This is a genomic window from Chloroflexota bacterium, from assembly GCA_026706485.1.
GTDB lineage: Bacteria > Chloroflexota > UBA11872 > UBA11872 > UBA11872 > JAJECS01.
Window position 1 is genome coordinate 31,276 of sequence record JAPOYR010000007.1, and the last position, 12,751, is coordinate 44,026.

Genomic DNA, 12,751 nt, shown 5'->3' on the forward strand with positions numbered 1-12,751 from the left:
GCGTCTACCCCATAAAGGGTCGCGCGAGCAGGGCGCTGTACTTGAACTTCTCGGTCTTGACGTCGAGCTCGCGCTCGTCCTCGGGCGTGAGCGTGATGTCTAGGGCGGCGGCGTTGGTGCGGGCCTGCTCGGCGTACTTGGCACCGGGAATGACCACGACGCCGGGGTGCCGCAGCAGCCAGGCCAGCGCCACTTGCGCCTGGTAACAGTCGTGCCGTTCGGCCACCTTGGTCAGCGTGTCGACCACGGGGGCCGCGGCTTCGTAGCCCTTGTCGCGAAACCGCGGCGACCAGCGCCGGCCGTCGCCGGGCCGGCTGTTGAAGTGATAGTTGCCCGTGAGCATGCCCTGGGCCAGTGGGCTATAGGCCAGCAGCGTCACGTTCAACTCCTGGCACGCCTTGAGCACACCGTTGGTCTCGGGCGCGCGCCGCAGCAGGCTGTACTCGACCTGGTTCGACGCCAGGGGCACGCCGAGGTCGGCCAGGCGCGCGTGCATCCGGCGCATGGCGCGGGCGGTGAAGTTGCTCACGCCCACCGCGCGGACGCGCCGGTCGCGGACGGCGCGCGCCAGCGCCTGGGCGAGGCGCCGATGGGGAATCAGGCTCATCGGCCAGTGAATCTGATAGAGGTCAATGGTGTCTAGGCCGAGTCGCGCCAGGCTGCGATCGATCGCGTCATCGACCGAAGTGGACCGGAATCGCCGCGGTGACGGCCAATATTTGGTGGCCACCACCGTTCCGCGGGACGCGCGGGCCAGCGGGCCAAGAATTCGCTCCGACTCGCCGCGCCCATAGATCTCGGCGGAATCGAACAGGTTGCAGTCGGCGTCGCGCGCGGCGGCGAATGCGCCTTCCACGTCCTCGCGCTTGTGCACGCGGCCATACTTCCAGTACTTCGTATCGCCCCACTGCCAGGTGCCCACGCCGACTCGACCGACGGTGATGCCGGTAGCGCCCAGGCGGCACGTGTCACTCATGACCGATGGTCGACCTATTCCAGTTCGAGAACCCGGTGACTGAACGCCGGATCGTCGAAGTCGGCGGGCCATTCGCTCGCAGCCCCTTCGAGGCCTAGTCGCCGTCGGGCCGCATTCAGCTTGTCGAAGTCGATCCCACCGGCCTTGCGGCAGCGAACAAGCTCGGCCGCGGGTTCGCCATGCTGGATGATGACCACCCGCTCACCACGCTGCGCGGCGGTGACAAGCTCAGCGAGTCGTGCTTTCGCTTCGGCTAGGCCAAGTTCCACTGAGCAGCCTCCGACGGCGCGGGATTCGGGCAGAGCGCGATATCTACTTCAAAGTGCCGCTGCGACCGCACCGACGGCACAGCGGCTGACACCCAAAATCGCGGGCGACCCCGAGAGGACTCGAACCTCCGACCTTGTGGTCCGCAACCACACGCTCTATCCAACTGAGCTACGGGGTCGGTGCGGCAAGTCTATCAACAGGGGGTGGCTCGACCCCCTGCGGAGAGTCATTGGCCCAGGCCCGCCGGGCCATTTGCCCTGCGGCCACGAAGATCGCAAGGTCGGCGGCTGCGTGCATGACGATGGCCGGAACGATGGACCAGTAGTACGCCGTCATGATGCCGAACATCGCCCCGCCTAGAGTTCCGAGGACCAAAAACGAAACCGGAAACCGCGCCAGCGCGTGGTGCACGCCGAATACGACCGACGTGATCGCGATGGCCCAGGGCATGCCCACAAAATTGGCCAAACCGAACAGCGCGGCGCCGCGGAAGAACAGCTCCTCGGCGACCGGGTTCAGCACGACGAAGAACGGCAGCTCCAGCGCCAAGGCGGACCGGTCGGGGGCGGTCCGGGGCCGCCACAGCCAGCGGCGGTAGGCGAGCGACACCAATCCGGCGCCGACGGCCAGAAGGGCGATGAGCAGCCAGTCGCGCAAGTAGAAGTCGAATCGCAACCCGATTGCCAGCGGGTCGATGCCGGCCACGGCGATCCAGATCAGCGGTGCGGCGATCAGCAGCACGATGCGCGTCGGCACGTCCCAGCGCATCCAGGCCCAGGCGTCGCGCCAACCGCGCCGCGCGACGAGGGGACCGCTGGTTGCAGAAGTCATTGACCGTTCAACTCCATCACGGCAATTCGCATATCCGCCTGGTACATCTTGCCAGCGGCACACGTCCAACGCGCCGCGACCCCGCGCCGGACTTCTAGGGCCGATAGGCCTCGGAAGTGGCCAGTCGCCGGCCGTACTGGCGGTCGTAGTACTGCTGAACCTCCCCGGACACGATCGGCTCCCACCAGTCGCGGTGCTCGACGTACCAATCCACCGTGAGGTTCAGCGCCGAGGCAAAGTCGTGCTCGGGCTGCCAGCCGAGGCCGCGCAGGCGCGAGGCGTCCATGATGTAGTCCCAGTCGTGCCCCGGCCGGTCCTCCACGAACCGGATCAGCGATTCCGGCCGGTCCAGCCGCTCCAGAATCGCTTTGACGACGGTGAGGTTGTCCCGATTGTTGCCGGCGGCCACGTTGTACACCGTGCCAACCTCACCCCGTTCCAACACGCTGAGGACGGCGCGGGAGTGGTCGTCCACGTGCAGCCGGTCCCGGCGCTGCTCGCCCCGGCCGTAGACCGGCAGCGGCTTGTCGAGTAAGGCGTTGATGGTAAACAGCGGCACGGCCTTCTCGGGGTGCTGCCAGCCGCCGATGGTGTTCGCGCCGCGCGTGATGCACACCGGCAGGCCGTAGGTGGCGTGCAGCGCCAGCACCTGCAAGTCGCCGCCGGCCTTGCTGGCCGAATAGGGACTGCGCGGCCGCAGCAGGTCGTCCTCGTAGAACGCCTGGCCGTGGCTTTCGCCGTAGACCTCGTCGGTGCTCACGTGCACGATGCGCTCGACGCCGGCGTCGCCGGCCGCGCTCATCAGGACGAAGGTCCCGGTCACGTTGGTGCGCAGGAACGCTTGGGCGTCCTGCAACGAACGGTCCACGTGCGTCTCGGCGGCGAAGTTCACCAGCCAGCGCGCCCCGGCGAGGACCGAGGCCGCGGCCTCGGGGTCGGCGATGTCGCCCGCGATGAACTCGGCGTCAACGCCCGCCAGGCGCGCCCGGTCGCCCGCATAGGTGAGCTTGTCCAGCACGCGCAGCCGCCACTCCGGGCGGGCGGCGGCGACATAGCGCGCGAAGTTCGCGCCGATGAATCCCGCGCCCCCGGCAATGACCAGGATCGGACCGTCTGCCATGCGGCATTCTAGCGGCGGCGGCCCGTGGGCCCGCCACGCATGGGCGCCGGCCGTGGGCTGCTAGGCTCGTTTTCCGCCCCCTCAACGCCACGACTCCGCATGCCATCCACCTCGCCCCTCGACTGGCTCGACGCGTTCGGCGACGACGAGCCGGTCATCGATCCCGGCCGCCATATGCGCGAGATGGCTGAGCGCGCCGGGGAGGCTGAGCGCGCCGCCAGCGCCCCGCTGGTGCTTGCCTCGTTCATGCCGCCGACCGTTGAGGTCATTGCGGAAACGATTGGGGCGCGGTCCGCATGGCGTGGCGTGCGCGTCGGCGAGCTGGATGGGACGCGGGCGGCAGTCGCCAAGCTGTCCGCGGGGGCGTCGTGGACGGTGATGACGCTCGAAGAGTTGATCGCGGGCGGTGCGCGGACGATTCTCATCGGCGGCGCGGTGGGCAGCTTGCAGCCGCACATCCACATTGGCCACCACGTGGTCCCCACCGGCGCGCGGCGCGAGGAGGGCACCTCGTTTCACTATGCCGGGCCGGAGCATGCGGCCGCCGCTTCAGGCCCCGCCACGCGGGCGCTGCTGGAGGCCACCCGCGAAGGCTCGCGGCCGGCTCACGAGGGCCGCGTCTGGACCACCGACGCGCCCTACCGCGAGTTTCGCGGCAAGGTGGCGCGCTACGCCGCCGAAGGCGACCTGGGCGTCGAGATGGAATCCTCCGCGGCGATGACGCTGGCCGCCGTGCGGGGCGTCGACATTGGGCTCATCCTCACCGTCAGCGACCATGTGTTCGATCCCGGCTGGGGCAACATCTTCGGAACGGACGAGTACGCGGCCAACTGCGCGGACCTGGCGCAAATCATGCTGACGGCGGCCCGCAAGCTCGTCGCCGCCGAGGCGTAGGATGTCGGCGACAGAGCCCGCTTTGGTGAAAGGAGTGCGCGTGACTCGCGTCAACCGTTGCATCGAGCTGCTTGAGTCCGGCCAGCCGATCTACATGGACGGCGTGCCCGAGCTGAGCTATGACGCCGGGCGCGAGCAGTCCGGCACTTGGGCGGACTACCTCACGGTCGAATTCGAGCACTTTCCGCTCAATACCGTTGGTCTAGCCGCCTTCATGCGCGGCCTGCGCGATGCGGGGCCGACGCGCAGCGGCCATCCCACGCCGACGGTGATTTGCACGCTCCCGGCCCACGGCGCATCCGCAGCGGAGATCCACGCCAACGCGTGGCAGATTCGGCACATCCTCACCGCGGGTGTTCACGGGCTGCTGCTGTGCCACGCGCGGGACCCGGCGGCCGTGCGCGCGTTCGTGGAGGCCTGTCGCTTTCCGTTTCAGACCATCGGCGTCGGGTCGGGCCTGGGTGAGGGCACCCGCGGCGCGGGCGGGCAGTCGGCCGCGGCCGAGATCTGGAGGCTCGACCCTGAGGCATACCTGCGCGTCGCCGATCCATGGCCCCTCAACCCGCATGGGGAGCTGCTGCTCGGACTCAAGATCGAGGACCGCCACGCTTTGCAACGCGCACGTGAGACGACCGCCGTGCCCGGGGTCGGATTCGCCGAGTGGGGTCCGGGCGACATGGCCATGTCGTTCGGCCATGCCTCGCGGCACGATCCGCCCTACCCGCCCGAGATGGACGCCGCCCGCACGGCCGTTCGCGCCGCCTGCGCCGCGGCGGGCCTCCCGTTCCTGTGCAGCTGGGCGGACCCGGCCATGACGATGGAAGAGCAGGTGCGGCATCTCATCGACGAGGTTGGCGCCCTTATCATCGGCGGTGGCGAGGCCCACGCGGCCTTCGGGCGGGGCTATACCCAGCGCGCGATGCCGGTGTAGATCGACCGTAATTGAATAACGGCGCCTCGGCCTGCGAGTGGACTGCGGAATGCCCACCGAATTGTCATTCCGAAACGAAGTGAGGAATCTAAGGACGCTGTGCATGCTTCCCGCCCCTTAGATTCCTCGCCTGCGGCTCGGAATGACAGGGAGGCCATCTCCCGTCCTCGGAGTGTCCGCCCGGTCGTCATGAGCACCCACTTGTCAGTTCGAAGCGCAGCGAGAAATCTGCGACCGCTGCCACAAGCGATGCCTATCGTCCGAGCAAAACTCGGACGAGCAAGAATCCTCTTGGCCGCTCGGCATCATGCCCCGATCATGGTGAAGGAACCCCCGATCGCCGGGACTGCGGCGGACAGAAACAGGTTGCACGATGGGCGATGAAGTAGTGCTGGCGGGAATCGCCGGAAGCTTGCGCCGCGGCTCGTTCAACGCGGCGCTGTTGCGCGAGGCCCAGGCTCTGGCGCCCGCCGATACGCGCCTTGACATCGTGGACCTGGCGTCGCTTCCGCTCTACAACCGCGACCTCGAGGACGACGGCCTCCCCGCGCCGGTCGCGGAGTTCCGCCAGGCCCTTGCCGCCGCCGACGGCCTGGTGGTCGCGACGCCGGAATACAACTACTCCATCCCCGGCGTGCTCAAGAACGCCATCGACTGGGCCTCGCGGGGGCCCGACTCGCCGCTGGACGGGAAGCCCATGGCCATTATGGGCGCGGGCGGCCGCTTCGGTACGGTGCGGGCGCAGATGCACCTGCGCGAGATCGCGCTGCACAACAGCATGCGGGTGATGATCGACCCGGAGGTGTTCGTGGCCGGCGCCTGGGGCGCGTTCGACGACCAGGGCCAGCTCACCGACGAACGCCTACGCGAGCGCGTCCGGCAGCTCATGGCGGCGTTTCGCGAGTTCGTCCGCTACGTCCCCGGCGACCCCACGCTGCGCTGGGCGTGAGCGGGGTGACCCGAGCCGGAGACGCCCGGTGACGGCGGCGATATGCTAGGCGCCGTTGCCTGGCGCAGGAGACCCGAATGACGGACAAGACCCCGATCACCGTGGCCTATGGCGACGGCATCGGACCCGAGATCATGCCGGCGGTCATGCACATTCTCGAGACTGCCGGGGCGCGCATCGAGCCCGAAGTCATCGAGATCGGCGAAAGGGTCTACCAGCGCGGTATCACCACCGGCATCGACGACGCTGCGTGGGAGTCCATCCGGCGCACGCGCGTCTTCCTCAAGGCGCCCATCACCACACCGCAGGGCGGCGGATTCAAGAGCCTCAACGTCACCACGCGCGTCGCGCTCGGCCTCTTCGCCAACGTGCGGCCCGCCGCCACGTTCCATCCCTACATTCAGACCAAGCACCACCCCGACATGAACGTAGTGCTGATCCGCGAGAACGAGGAAGACCTCTACGCCGGCATCGAATACCGCCAGTCCGCCGACGTGATGCAGTCGCTCAAGCTCATCTCCCGCCCGGGCAGCGAGCGCATCATTCGCTACGCCTTCGAGTACGCCCGCCATCACGGGCGGTCCAAGGTCACCGCCTTCGCCAAGGACAACATCATGAAGCTGTCGGACGGCCTCTTTCATGAGGTCTTCGACGAGATCGCGGCGGAGTATCCGGACATCGAAGCCGAGTACTGGATCGTGGACATCGGCGCGGCGAAGCTGGCCGACACGCCGGAGATGTTCGACGTGGTGGTGCTGCCGAACCTCTACGGCGACATCCTGTCGGACGTGGCGGCGCAGATCGCCGGCTCGGTGGGACTTGCCGGAGCCGCCAATATCGGCGAGAACGCGGCAATGTTCGAGGCCATCCATGGGTCCGCGCCGCGCCGCGCGGGGCAGAACCTGGCCAATCCGTCGGGCCTGCTTAACGCCGCGGTGCTGATGCTGGATCACATCGGCCAAGCCGAGGTGGCCGGCCGCGTGCAGAACGCCTGGCTGCGAACCCTGGAAGACGGCATCCACACCTACGACATCCACACGCCGGAATACAGCAAGGCCAAGGTCGGCACGCGGGAGTTCGGACAGGCCGTGGCCGACCGCATCGGTGAATTGCCCCAGACGTTGCCCGTCGCCGTGTACGGAGTTGGCGGCCGAACCCCGGTGCACCCGGCGTCGGTGCCGAGCAGCAAACCTGCCAAGGAGACCGTGGGCGTGGATGTCTTCTTTGACTGGAACGGCACGGAGCCCGCGGGCCTTGCGCGCCGGCTAGAGGAGACCAATGGCGCGGGCTTGACCCTGCGGATGATCAGCAACCGGGGCGCCCAGGTCTGGCCCGAGAACGTGGCCGACGGGCTCTTGGTGGACCAGTGGCGCGCCAGGTTCATGGGCGACGACGGCGCGGCCGTCGACCATGGGCAGATCGTCGCGCTTCTAGGGCGCATCGCCGCGACGGGGCTGGATTTCACCAAAACCGAGCACTTGTGTACGTTTGACGGCGCGCGCGCATATTCCCTGGCGCAAGGCGAGTGACGGACCTATGAGCAACGAATCCTCCGACCCGAAGGTCGGCATCCTGATGGGCAGCGCCTCCGACTGGGGCACGATGAAGTCCGCCGCCGACACCCTGAAAGACTTGGGCATTCCGCACGAGGCGCGGGTGCTCTCGGCTCATCGCACGCCGGCCGAGACGATGGAGTACGCCAGCTCGGCGGAGTCGCGCGGGCTGGGCGTGATCATCGCCGCCGCCGGCGGCGCAGCGCACCTGGCCGGTGTGGTGGCCGCGCATACCATGCTGCCCGTGATCGGCGTGCCCATGCAGGCGTGGTCGCTGGATGGCTTGGACTCGCTGCTCTCGACGGTGCAGATGCCGCGCGGCATTCCCGTCGCCACGGTCGCCATCGGCAAGGCCGGCGCGGTCAACGCCGGGATCCTGGCCACGCAGATCCTCGCCACGGCCGATCCCGCGCTGCGCGAGACGCTGCGACAGCGGCGCGAGGCGCAGGCGGCGGAAATCCTCGAAGAAACGTTAGAGTAAGGGCGATTCGTCCTGCGTGGTGGTTGAGCCGATGCCGCTGACCGACGCCCAAGTCGCCCAGTTCCGCGCCGACGGCTACCTCGTCGTGGAAGACGTCGTGCCTCTGGAGCACGTGGAAGCAATGCGCCGGCGCATCGACGCGGTGACCTCCCCCGCCGGCAGCGCCGACGCCGACCGCATGGGAGTGCAGCTCGAGCCCGACGCCCCCGCCGATGGCGCCTTGCCCCGCAAGCTGAACGAGCTGGCGCCGCATGACGTCGTGTTCGAGCGGCACGCCGAGTCGCCGGAGTTGCTGGAGATGGTGGGCCAGCTCATCGGCGAACCGTTGCGCCTGTACTCCGATCAGGCGTTCCTCAAGCCGCCGCGCCAGGGCAGCGCCAAGCCCCCGCACCAGGACAACGCCCACTTCGGCATAGACCCGGCCGACTGGGGCGTGACGGTGTGGTGCGCGCTGGACGACGCCACCGAGGCCAACGGCTGTATGCAGTACTTTGCGGGCTCGCACCTGGAGGGCGCCGTGCCGCACGTGTGGGAAGGCGGCACGACGCATCTGATACCGGAGCGCCTCGAGCTGCCCGCGCCCGTGCACGCGCCGGTGCGCGCCGGAGGCGTGATCTTCCATCACCTGCTGACGTTCCACATGTCCGCTCCCAACACGAGCGACGCCTGGCGAAGGGCCTACGCCTGCCACTACATCCGCACGGATGCCAGCCACATGGACGAGGAGCCGATCCAGGCCATGCTCGGCGAGGACCACCCGCTCAAGCGCTGACGGGATCCAGGGGCATTCGGTGGCCCGCGCTGCGTGCAGCGTGGGAGGGGCCGGCCCCTCACCCTATCCCTCTCCCCGTGGGAGAGGGGACCGGACCGGCTGCGTGTGAGTCTCCCAGGTTGCACGCAGCCTGGGCCACCGGATAGGGGTTCCTGTAGGGGCGGCCCGTGTTGCCGCCCGGAGGGGCCAGAGATCCGCCACGGCCGGGGCGCGTTGACGCCCGCGCGCCGGACCGCCACCATCACCGCACGCCGGCCGGCCGCGCGAGGTTCCCGATGTCCGACTACGAGGCGCTGACGATTGCTCCCCTTTGCAATGCCGACGCCGGCTTGATCGGCGACGAGGGCCGTGAGTGGCTCGGCCGCCGGGACGTGCGCGGACTGCCCTTCGACATCGGCGACGCGGAGGGCTCGCTGGTGGCGTTGTTCGGTCCTGACGGCCACACCGAGCCGCAGCGCGTCGAAATTGGTCGGGCGGCCGTCACGCTCACCTTCGCGCACTCGCTGGCGTCGTCACGGCTCCCCGAAGGCGACCTGCCGGGCGATACGGTTGCCGTCTACCGGGTGCACTTCGCCGACGGCGAGACGCAGGATCTCCAGATTCGAGAGCGCTTCGAAATTGGAGTGACCGCGCACTCCACCGACTTGTTCCGGGTCGGCGCCCCGTTCCTGGCGCTTCCCCAAGCCGACCCGCCCGCCGCGCCGCGCGACGTGGTCGAGCGCGAGGGCATGGGCCGCGCGCTGACGGACGTCGGCACGCCGCCGCTGCCCGCGTTCTCGCTGTTTCCCTGGCGCAACCCGCGGCCGGACGTTGAGATCGCGGCGGTCGAAGTGCGTCCCACCGAACGTGCCGTCGTCCTCTGCGGCGTGTGCGTGGGAATGGTCGATGAGGATCCGCTGCGCGCGGACGCGCGCCGGGCGGTCGTGGTCGAGCTGCCGCAGCCGGAGGACGCCGACCGGCCCTTCGCCGTCGAGATTGCCGTCGACCGCGGCACCGCGACGCACGCGCACCCGCTGCCGCGCGACCCGGACGCCTTCTTGACCTCGGACACGGCCGGCTGGGGCGAGGCGAAGAACCCGGGCAGCAGCCCCGCCTATAGCGAAATCGCGGCCACGCCGTCGGCAACCGTGCGCGTGGAGCTGGAGGGCGAGGAGCTGGGACAGGTGCGCTTTGGCGAGCTGACGGCGAAGGGCGAGCTGACGCCATCCGAGCGGCTCACCGTGCGGGCGTCCGAAACCGGTCGCGCCTGGGTGCACACGCGTGTCGTGGACGCGGCCACCGGACGCCCCGTGCCCTGCCGCATCCACTTCCGCTCGCCCGAGGGCGTGCCCTATCAGCCCCACGGCCATCACGCTCACCTGAATGCTGAGCACGACACCTGGCACGTCGACGTGGGCGGCGACCTGCGGCTGGACCAGGCCACCTACGCCTACATCGACGGTCGCTGTCAGGGCTGGCTGCCCACCGGCCGCGTGCTGGTGGACGTGGCCCGCGGGTTCGAGTACGAGCCGTTTCGCGCTGCAATCGAGATCAAGCCCGGCCAGCGTGAGCTCGAGCTGAAGCTCGACCGCTGGACCGACATGAACGCCCAGGGCTGGTACAGCGGCGACACCCACGTCCACTTTCTGTCAGGCGATGGGGCTAACGTCGAAGCCGCCGGCGAAGACCTGAATGTGGTCAATGTCTTGCAGTCGCAGTGGGGCTCGCTCTTCACCAACACCGAGGACTTCATCGGCCGGCCGCGCGTGTCCGACGACGGCCGCACCATCGTCTACGTCTCGCAGGAGAACCGGCAGCACTTCCTGGGTCACCTCACGCTGCTGGGGCTTACGGACCCGGTGATGCCCTGGTGCTCCGATGGGCCGACGGAAGCGGAGCCGGGCGGATCGATGGAGACCACCCTGTCCCACTGGGCCGACGCCTGCCATGCGCAGGGGGGCACGGTGGTGATCCCGCATTTGCCGTTTCCCAACGGCGAGCCGGCCGCCCTGATCGCCACGGGGCGCGCCGACGCGGTGGAGATGCTGACGCAAGGGCCCTTCGCGCACACCGAGTACTACCGCTATCTCAACGGCGGCTACCGCCTGCCGCTGGTCGGGGGCACGGACAAGATGTCGTCCGAGGTGCCGGTCGGGTTGTATCGCACCTACGTGCGGCTCCCGTCCGACGAGCCGTTCAGCTATGAGTCGTGGTGCGCGAACATGGCGGCGGGGCGCACGTTCCTCAGCGGGGGGCCGATCATCACTTTGCGCGTGGACGGCCATGAGCCCGGCGACACGCTGCATCTGGACGCGAACGGCGGCAGCGTCACGGTGGAGGCGTCGGTCGAGTCGATTCTGCCGGTACACAGCCTCCAGATCGTGCGGGAGGGGCAGGTGGTGGCCGAGGCGCAGGCGTCAGGCGGCGCACGGAAACTGCGGCTGTCCGAAACGCTTGAAGTCTCCGCGCCCACCTGGCTCACGGCGCGCTGCGGCGGGCCGTCCTACTTCGACGCCCCCGAGCACCATGACGTCTGGCACCGTCAGCGGTTCGCCCACACGTCGCCGGTCTACGTGGCCGACGGTGACGCCGAGTGGTCCATGTGGAGCGACGCCACGGCGCAATACATGCTCACGCTGATCGACGGCAGCCTGGACTACATTCGCCACCGCAGCACCCAATATCCGGCCGGCCACGCCAGCCACCACCACGGCGAGGCCGATCACGTGGGATTTCTCGAACGCCCGTTCCACGAGGCCCGCGAGGCCATCCACCGGCGGATGCACGCGCTCGGCATTCCGCACTAAGTCCTCCGGTGGCCCAGGCCGCGGGCGGTCTGGGAGATTCAGCCGTGGCCTGGGCGACACCATCGCAGGCGGATCGAGTCCCCTCTCCCCACCGTGGGAGAGGGTTAGGGTGAGGGGGTCGGCCGATCCCACGCTGCAGGCAGCGGGAGCCACCGGACTCGCAGCGTGGGCCTCCGAAGGCGGGCCAACCAACGGTCGGGCATGGCCGCGCGTCGGTACACCTGTGGGGGCGGTTCGCAAACCGCCCCTACCAGACTTCCCGGCCTGAGCCGCCCGTTGTGCCTACGCCTTCGGCGAGCCGTTCGTGGGGGTGGGCGCGTGCCGCATCACTGCGTCGGAGTCGATCGAACGCAGGTGCAGATCGCGCTGCGGGAACGGGATCTCGACGTCGTGCTCCCGGAACGCCTCGTCGATCTGGAAGTGCAAATCGCTGAGCGTCGCAAACCGCTCGCTGATGTCGGCGACGTAGCACAGGATGCGGAAATTGAGCGACGAGTCGCCGAACTCGAAGAAGAAGATGCGCGGCTCGGGGTCGTCGAGCACGTTCTCGTGGCCGTTGACGGCCTCGCGGATGAGGCGCTCGACCAGGCGCGTGTCGGAGCCGTAGGCCACGCCCACGATGAAGTCCACCCGCACGCGGCGGTCGTCGTGGGTCCAGTTGGTGACGGTGGTGGAGATGAGATCGCCGTTGGGCACTATGGCCTGGGTCTGGTCGAACTTGCGCAGCGTCGTGGCGCGAATGCTGATGCGCTCCACGGTGCCCAGCTCACCGCCCACGTCGATGATGTCTCCAACCTTCACGGGCCGCTCAACCAGCAGGATCACGCCGGAGACGAAGTTGTTAGCGATGTTCTGCAGGCCGAAGCCGATGCCCACGCCCAGGGCGCCGAAGATGATGAGGACGGAGTCCAGCTGCAGACCGATCGACTGAAAGCCGATGAAGAGGCCGACGAGAATGATGAGGTACCGGCCAAGGTTGCCGATGATGTGCAGCGTGCTTTCCTGGATGTCGGCGACCTGGCCAATGCGGCGCTCGATCAGCCAGCGCACACGGCCGGCGATGATCCAGGTGATCGCCAGGATGACCAGCAGCACGACGATGCTGAGGGGCGTGATGGGCTCTTCCCCCAGGCTGAACATGGGCGCGTTGAAGGCGTCCCACACGGTGTTCCATAACTCCATCAGGCG

Annotated in this window: 12 protein-coding genes and 1 tRNA gene; 7 read left to right on the top strand and 6 right to left on the bottom strand. The window is 68.7% G+C overall.

Going from position 1 to position 12,751, the window contains the following annotated elements; genetic code table 11:
- Window positions 1-4: 4 nt before the first annotated feature.
- From OXG79_05775 to rfbB, 5 genes are all read right to left on the bottom strand, one after another.
- The gene (locus tag OXG79_05775; protein MCY3783277.1) at window positions 5-976 is read right to left on the bottom strand and encodes an aldo/keto reductase; all 972 of its coding nucleotides are present in this window, start codon (window positions 974-976) and stop codon (window positions 5-7) included.
- A 14-nt stretch (window positions 977-990) separates the two neighbouring features.
- A complete protein-coding gene (locus tag OXG79_05780; GenBank protein MCY3783278.1) occupies window positions 991-1,245 on the bottom strand; it encodes a type II toxin-antitoxin system prevent-host-death family antitoxin in 255 nt (84 codons plus the stop codon).
- 105 nt (window positions 1,246-1,350) lie between these two features.
- Window positions 1,351-1,424: transfer RNA gene (locus OXG79_05785), tRNA-Arg, on the bottom strand.
- Complete coding sequence (locus tag OXG79_05790; protein ID MCY3783279.1) at window positions 1,415-2,077, bottom strand: CPBP family intramembrane metalloprotease; 663 nt, start codon at window positions 2,075-2,077, stop codon at window positions 1,415-1,417. The genes OXG79_05785 and OXG79_05790 overlap by 10 nt, the downstream gene beginning before the upstream one ends.
- A gap of 94 nt (window positions 2,078-2,171) precedes the next feature.
- Window positions 2,172-3,197, bottom strand: coding sequence for a dTDP-glucose 4,6-dehydratase (gene rfbB, locus OXG79_05795; GenBank protein ID MCY3783280.1), 1,026 nt, complete (start codon window positions 3,195-3,197; stop codon window positions 2,172-2,174).
- A gap of 99 nt (window positions 3,198-3,296) precedes the next feature.
- Between rfbB and OXG79_05800 the strand changes: the two genes are divergently transcribed.
- The 7 genes from OXG79_05800 to OXG79_05830 all read left to right on the top strand — a co-directional run bounded on the left by OXG79_05800 (window position 3,297) and on the right by OXG79_05830 (window position 11,563).
- Complete coding sequence (locus OXG79_05800; protein MCY3783281.1) at window positions 3,297-4,091, top strand: nucleoside phosphorylase; 795 nt, start codon at window positions 3,297-3,299, stop codon at window positions 4,089-4,091.
- A gap of 40 nt (window positions 4,092-4,131) precedes the next feature.
- The gene (locus tag OXG79_05805) at window positions 4,132-5,022 is read left to right on the top strand and encodes an aldolase/citrate lyase family protein (protein MCY3783282.1); all 891 of its coding nucleotides are present in this window, start codon (window positions 4,132-4,134) and stop codon (window positions 5,020-5,022) included.
- Window positions 5,023-5,395: 373 nt separating this feature from the next.
- Window positions 5,396-5,971: an NAD(P)H-dependent oxidoreductase gene (locus tag OXG79_05810; GenBank protein ID MCY3783283.1), complete on the top strand. Its 576-nt coding sequence runs from the start codon at window positions 5,396-5,398 to the stop codon at window positions 5,969-5,971.
- A 77-nt stretch (window positions 5,972-6,048) separates the two neighbouring features.
- Window positions 6,049-7,500 carry an NADP-dependent isocitrate dehydrogenase gene (locus OXG79_05815; protein MCY3783284.1) on the top strand — a complete coding sequence of 484 codons (1,452 nt, stop codon included), beginning with the start codon at window positions 6,049-6,051 and terminating at the stop codon, window positions 7,498-7,500.
- A gap of 7 nt (window positions 7,501-7,507) precedes the next feature.
- Window positions 7,508-8,005, top strand: a complete 498-nt coding sequence (gene purE / locus OXG79_05820; protein MCY3783285.1) for a 5-(carboxyamino)imidazole ribonucleotide mutase — start codon at window positions 7,508-7,510, stop codon at window positions 8,003-8,005.
- A 31-nt stretch (window positions 8,006-8,036) separates the two neighbouring features.
- On the top strand, window positions 8,037-8,777 hold the full coding sequence (locus OXG79_05825) for a phytanoyl-CoA dioxygenase family protein (protein ID MCY3783286.1): 741 nt from the start codon (window positions 8,037-8,039) through the stop codon (window positions 8,775-8,777).
- Window positions 8,778-9,052: 275 nt separating this feature from the next.
- Window positions 9,053-11,563 carry a CehA/McbA family metallohydrolase gene (locus tag OXG79_05830; GenBank protein ID MCY3783287.1) on the top strand — a complete coding sequence of 837 codons (2,511 nt, stop codon included), beginning with the start codon at window positions 9,053-9,055 and terminating at the stop codon, window positions 11,561-11,563.
- Window positions 11,564-11,845: 282 nt separating this feature from the next.
- On the opposite strand, the gene OXG79_05835 is transcribed toward OXG79_05830, so the two are convergent.
- Window positions 11,846-12,745 carry a mechanosensitive ion channel gene (locus OXG79_05835; protein ID MCY3783288.1) on the bottom strand — a complete coding sequence of 300 codons (900 nt, stop codon included), beginning with the start codon at window positions 12,743-12,745 and terminating at the stop codon, window positions 11,846-11,848.
- Window positions 12,746-12,751: the final 6 nt, after the last annotated feature.

Bases quoted from the DNA above. Each gene is read 5' to 3' on its own strand.
- purE (MCY3783285.1), top strand. From the start codon at position 7,508: ATGAGCAACGAATCCTCCGACCCGAAGGTCGGCATCCTGATGGGCAGC.
- OXG79_05775 (MCY3783277.1), bottom strand. From the start codon at position 976: ATGAGTGACACGTGCCGCCTGGGCGCTACCGGCATCACCGTCGGTCGA.
- OXG79_05825 (MCY3783286.1), top strand. From the start codon at position 8,037: ATGCCGCTGACCGACGCCCAAGTCGCCCAGTTCCGCGCCGACGGCTAC.
- rfbB (MCY3783280.1), bottom strand. From the start codon at position 3,197: ATGGCAGACGGTCCGATCCTGGTCATTGCCGGGGGCGCGGGATTCATC.
- OXG79_05800 (MCY3783281.1), top strand. From the start codon at position 3,297: ATGCCATCCACCTCGCCCCTCGACTGGCTCGACGCGTTCGGCGACGAC.
- OXG79_05830 (MCY3783287.1), top strand. From the start codon at position 9,053: ATGTCCGACTACGAGGCGCTGACGATTGCTCCCCTTTGCAATGCCGAC.
- OXG79_05810 (MCY3783283.1), top strand. From the start codon at position 5,396: ATGGGCGATGAAGTAGTGCTGGCGGGAATCGCCGGAAGCTTGCGCCGC.
- OXG79_05835 (MCY3783288.1), bottom strand. From the start codon at position 12,745: ATGGAGTTATGGAACACCGTGTGGGACGCCTTCAACGCGCCCATGTTC.
- OXG79_05790 (MCY3783279.1), bottom strand. From the start codon at position 2,077: ATGACTTCTGCAACCAGCGGTCCCCTCGTCGCGCGGCGCGGTTGGCGC.
- OXG79_05815 (MCY3783284.1), top strand. From the start codon at position 6,049: ATGACGGACAAGACCCCGATCACCGTGGCCTATGGCGACGGCATCGGA.